The following is a 4462-nucleotide window of genomic DNA, read 5'->3' as shown; positions in this document are numbered from 1 at the left end:
GAAGATTTAGTATTTACAGAGCCATATTACGATTACAAAGGGCGTAATATAATTCTAGATGAAAATAAAGAATTTGTTGAAAAATTCCTTTATACTAACCACCATCTAAAAAAAGAGGTAGGTATTTTAAGAGATAAGTTTATGAACTATTCTCAAGCCTTAATACATGGAGACCTTCATTCAGGCTCAATATTTATAAATGAAAAAGGATTAAAAGTAATAGACCCAGAGTTTGCTTTTTATGGACCAATTGGTTACGATGTTGGAAATGTAATAGGCAATCTTTTCTTTGCATGGGCTAACAAGTATTATACAGAAGGAAATAATATAGATTTTATAAATTGGATTTCAGAAACTATTAAGGATATTATTGACCTATTCATAGAAAAAACAAATAAGAAATTTGATGACATTGTAACTTTTGATTTGTATAACAATGAATTTAAAGAAGATTATATAAAAAGTATCTTATCAGACACTTTTGGTTTTGCAGGTACTGAAATAATTCGTAGAGTAGTGGGAGATTCTAAAGTACTAGAAATTACTTCAGTAGATGATACTAGAAAGAGAGTACCAATGGAAAGAGCCTTGATTAAACTAGGAATAAGCTTAATCACTAACAGAAACAAATTTACAGTAGGAAAAGATATTATAGATGAATTTAATTTAATATTAATATAAAATTAATTAACAAATCAGTAATAGACTTTACTGCATTGTTAGTAAAAAGAGGTTTTATTATGGAGAGAATGGATCAAGATTTAGCATTTATGCTTAAATATGAAAACGTAGCTTGGTATGAACATGGTAAAGTAAGAATATTAGATAGACGTATATATCCTACGGAAGTAAAATTTGTAGAATGCTATTCCTATGAAGAAGTAGCAAAGGCCATAAGTGATATGGTTACACAAAGTGCAGGACCTTATACTGCAGCAGGTATGGGTATGACTTTAGCCGCTTTTCAGGCAAAAGGTAAAAAAATCAATGAACAAATAGTATATATGGAGAAAGCTTCATATACAATCTCACACGCACGCCCTACTACAGCAAACCGAATGGAAATTATTACTCAAGGATGTATTAATTCCTGGAAAAAAGCAATTGATACTGATAAAGATCCAGTTGAAGCAATATTTAAGAGAACTATAGATTCTTTAAACAGAAGATATTCAACTATGAAAAAAGTAGGTGAATATCTAGCAGACTTGTTTCCACAAAAGGGAACAGTCCTAACTCAATGCTTTGGAGAAACAATTATAGGTATGATGTTACGCAGTGCAAGAAAAAGAAACAATAATATTAAAATATATTGTGCAGAAACTAGACCTTATTTACAAGGTGCTAGACTTACAGCTAGTTGCTCCCAGGATATGGGATTTGATACTACCGTTATTACTGATAATATGGTTGCCTACGCTATTAAGAATAAGAATATAGATTTATTTACATCAGCAGCAGACACTATAGCGAAAGATGGTCATATAGCAAATAAAATTGGCACCTATCAAATTGCTATATTAGCTAAACATTTTGGAATACCATACTATGTAACAGGGATACCAGATATAGACAAAGAAAATGCCTCATCTATAGTAATTGAAGAAAGAGATCCTCTGCAAGTATTAAGTTATAGAGGAATTAAAAATACCTTAGATGGTGTAAAAGCTATTTATCCTTCCTTTGATGTAACTCCACCGAGTTTAATAAGTGGTGTAGTCACTGATAAAGGAATTTATTCACCTTATGATTTAAATAGTTACTTTGAAGGTGAAGTTAAAGAATTTTATTAAAGAATAAATTAAAGGCAGAGAAATCTGCCTTTATTATAAATATATCTTTTCAAAGTTATAAGATTTAAATTATAATAGTACTAGCTAAGAAAGGTTGACGCAATTGATTTAGGGGGTGACTGTTATAAATATTAATAATTATGAAACATTATGCTGTATAGGGAGTGCAAAATACAACGAAGATACAATAGGGTTTACCACAAATGGATTTTGGGTACTAGATGGAGCCACAGGGCTAAACAACAAAAATCTAGTTTCTAACCAAAGTGATGCAAAATGGTATGTAAGTTGGTGGAATAAATACTTATATGAGAATATAAATAAAGATAAAAGTTTAAAAGCAATTATAAAAGATGGAATACAAAGTATAGATAAAGAATATCTAAATAAACTTAAAAGTATGGAAGTATCTAAATTAGATAAGCCATCAAGCTCAATATGCATAGTTAAAATAGACAAAGATAATTTAGAATATTTTATACTAGGTGACTGTGCACTACATATAAAAACAAAAAAGGAAGTATTAATAATAAAAGATAAAAAGCTTTGCGACTTTGACAGTCAAGTCTACAAAGAAATGGAAAGTTTACCAGAACTTTATAAGCTTACTCATGAGCAAATTAAAGCAAGTGTGATGGATACTATAATAAGCAATAGGCTAAAAAGAAATACTAAAGATGGATACTGGATCTTAGAATTTGAAGAAGAAGCAGTTGATAATTCAATTTATGGAAATATAAATATAGATGATAATATGAGTATTATGCTTACTAGTGATGGATTCTCATGTATTAGCGATAGATATAATATAATTGAAAATGAAAATTTAATAGAAGAAGTTAAAAAGCATGGAGTAAGTAGTATTTATTCTAAATTAAGAGAATTTGAGGAAGAAGAATTCTCAGTGAATAAATATCCAAGATTTAAAGTGAAAGATGACTCATCTTGTATTTATTTAGATATAAACAAATAGCAATATTGTAAAAAAGGGGAAGATAATGAAGATTTTACACATAACGACGCAAAAACCAGATAGCACAGGAAGTGGAACATATATGTGTGCAATAGTAAAGGGGTTTCATAAACTAGGTTATGAACAAGCCATAATAGCGGGTATAGACAAAGATGATAATAGGACTACACCTGTGGAAGGTGTTGGCTACTATCCAGTATTATACAATACAGAGACTCTACCATTTAATGTACTTGGAATGAGTGATGTAATGCCTTACAAAAGTACTCTCTACAAAAATATTACCAGGGAAAACGTAGACATGCTTAAAACCTCTTTCAAGCTAAATATAACAAAAGTAATAGAAGAACTTAAACCTGATTTTATAATATGTCACCATCTATATTTACTAACATCCTATGTTAGAGAAATAGTAGATAACATACCTGTAGTGGGAATAAGTCATGGTACTTGCCTAAGGCAATTAATGAGCCACGATTTAGAAAAAGAATATATATTATCTAATATAAAAAAGTTAGATAAAGTATTTGCACTACATGAAGAGCAGAAAAAAGAGATAATCAATCTATTTGGAATAAACGCTGACAAAGTTCAGGTACTTGGAACTGGTTATGATGAAAATATGTTTTATAATCATAACAAAGAATTAAAATCAGATAAAATAAACATAACCTATGCGGGAAAAATAGCTAAGCAAAAGGGAGTAAAATCCTTAATCAAAGCACTGGATAAACTAAATTACCCAAGAGAAATTTTAGATATAAACATTGTAGGAGATGGAAATGATTTTAAGGAATATGAAGAAATAAGAAGCTTAGCAGAGCTAAGTGATTATAAGATTAATTTCCTAGGAAAAGTAAAACAAAATAAGCTAGCTGAGATTTTTAGAAAGTCACATTTATTCTTATTACCATCGTTTTTTGAAGGACTGCCACTAGTAGTAATAGAAGCTCTAGCAAGTGGATGTAATGTAGTAACTACAGATATACCAGGTGTTAAAGGATGGATAGGAGAAACTATAAATAATAGTGGGAAAATTGATTACATAGAACTTCCAGGTATGAAAGCCATAGGAGTGCCTTTGGAGGATGAAATCGAAGAGTTTGAAAATAGATTAGCTTTTAGTATGAACCAAATGCTAAAAGCTATTATAGAAAATAATTGCAGAAATAGAAGATTGGAAATGATGGATAAAACTTGGGCAGGATTATGCTCAAGGCTTGAAACTATGATACCCCATAACTAATAATATATTAGGTATGGGGTATCTCCCGTTAAACAAAAGTATTTGGAATTTAGAATACCTCAATTAATAATTTTACAAAAAATATAGAAAGAACAACTAGAATAATAGGCTTAACTCCTTTTGCTCCTTTGTCACTAAAATACTTAGTTCCTAAATAATTACCCAAAACACCAAAACATCCAGCTACTAGACCTATAACTACAAATACTTTACCATTTAGAAAATAAATAACAAGAGAAGTAATATTAGTCGTAAGGTTTATGACCTTTGTAATACCAGCAGCTTCATTTAACTTCATATGGGCAACTCCTGTAAGTAACAAAATAAGAAAAGTACCTGTACCAGGTCCATAAAAACCATCATACATTCCTATAAAAAATGATATAGGCAAACTATAGTAAAAAGTCTTCTTAGATGAAAAATCTTCTACTTCATTTTCTTCAACATCTT

Annotated in this window: 5 protein-coding genes; 4 read left to right on the top strand and 1 reads right to left on the bottom strand. The window is 29.8% G+C overall.

Annotated elements, in window-relative coordinates:
• The 4 genes from ACRC03_RS03735 to ACRC03_RS03720 form a co-directional block, all read left to right on the top strand.
• On the top strand, window positions 1–681 hold a 681-nt coding region (locus ACRC03_RS03735), incomplete at its 5' end, for a phosphotransferase (RefSeq protein WP_438651210.1).
• A 59-nt stretch (window positions 682–740) separates the two neighbouring features.
• On the top strand, window positions 741–1793 hold the full coding sequence (locus ACRC03_RS03730) for an S-methyl-5-thioribose-1-phosphate isomerase (RefSeq protein WP_438651209.1): 1053 nt from the start codon (window positions 741–743) through the stop codon (window positions 1791–1793).
• 115 nt (window positions 1794–1908) lie between these two features.
• Window positions 1909–2766, top strand: coding sequence for a hypothetical protein (locus ACRC03_RS03725; RefSeq protein ID WP_438651208.1), 858 nt, complete (start codon window positions 1909–1911; stop codon window positions 2764–2766).
• A gap of 25 nt (window positions 2767–2791) precedes the next feature.
• Window positions 2792–4012 carry a glycosyltransferase family 4 protein gene (locus tag ACRC03_RS03720; protein WP_438651207.1) on the top strand — a complete coding sequence of 407 codons (1221 nt, stop codon included), beginning with the start codon at window positions 2792–2794 and terminating at the stop codon, window positions 4010–4012.
• 49 nt (window positions 4013–4061) lie between these two features.
• On the opposite strand, the gene ACRC03_RS03715 is transcribed toward ACRC03_RS03720, so the two are convergent.
• Window positions 4062–4462, bottom strand: a 401-nt coding sequence (locus ACRC03_RS03715; protein ID WP_438651206.1) for a sulfite exporter TauE/SafE family protein, incomplete at its 5' end; no start/stop codon positions are given.

It is taken from the genome of Romboutsia sp. (assembly GCF_051659545.1).
GTDB lineage: Bacteria > Bacillota > Clostridia > Peptostreptococcales > Peptostreptococcaceae > JBOFOR01.
This window is presented reverse-complemented; position numbering and strand designations above follow the sequence as displayed.

Bases quoted from the DNA above. Each gene is read 5' to 3' on its own strand.
- ACRC03_RS03730 (WP_438651209.1), top strand. From the start codon at position 741: ATGGAGAGAATGGATCAAGATTTAGCATTTATGCTTAAATATGAAAAC.
- ACRC03_RS03720 (WP_438651207.1), top strand. From the start codon at position 2,792: ATGAAGATTTTACACATAACGACGCAAAAACCAGATAGCACAGGAAGT.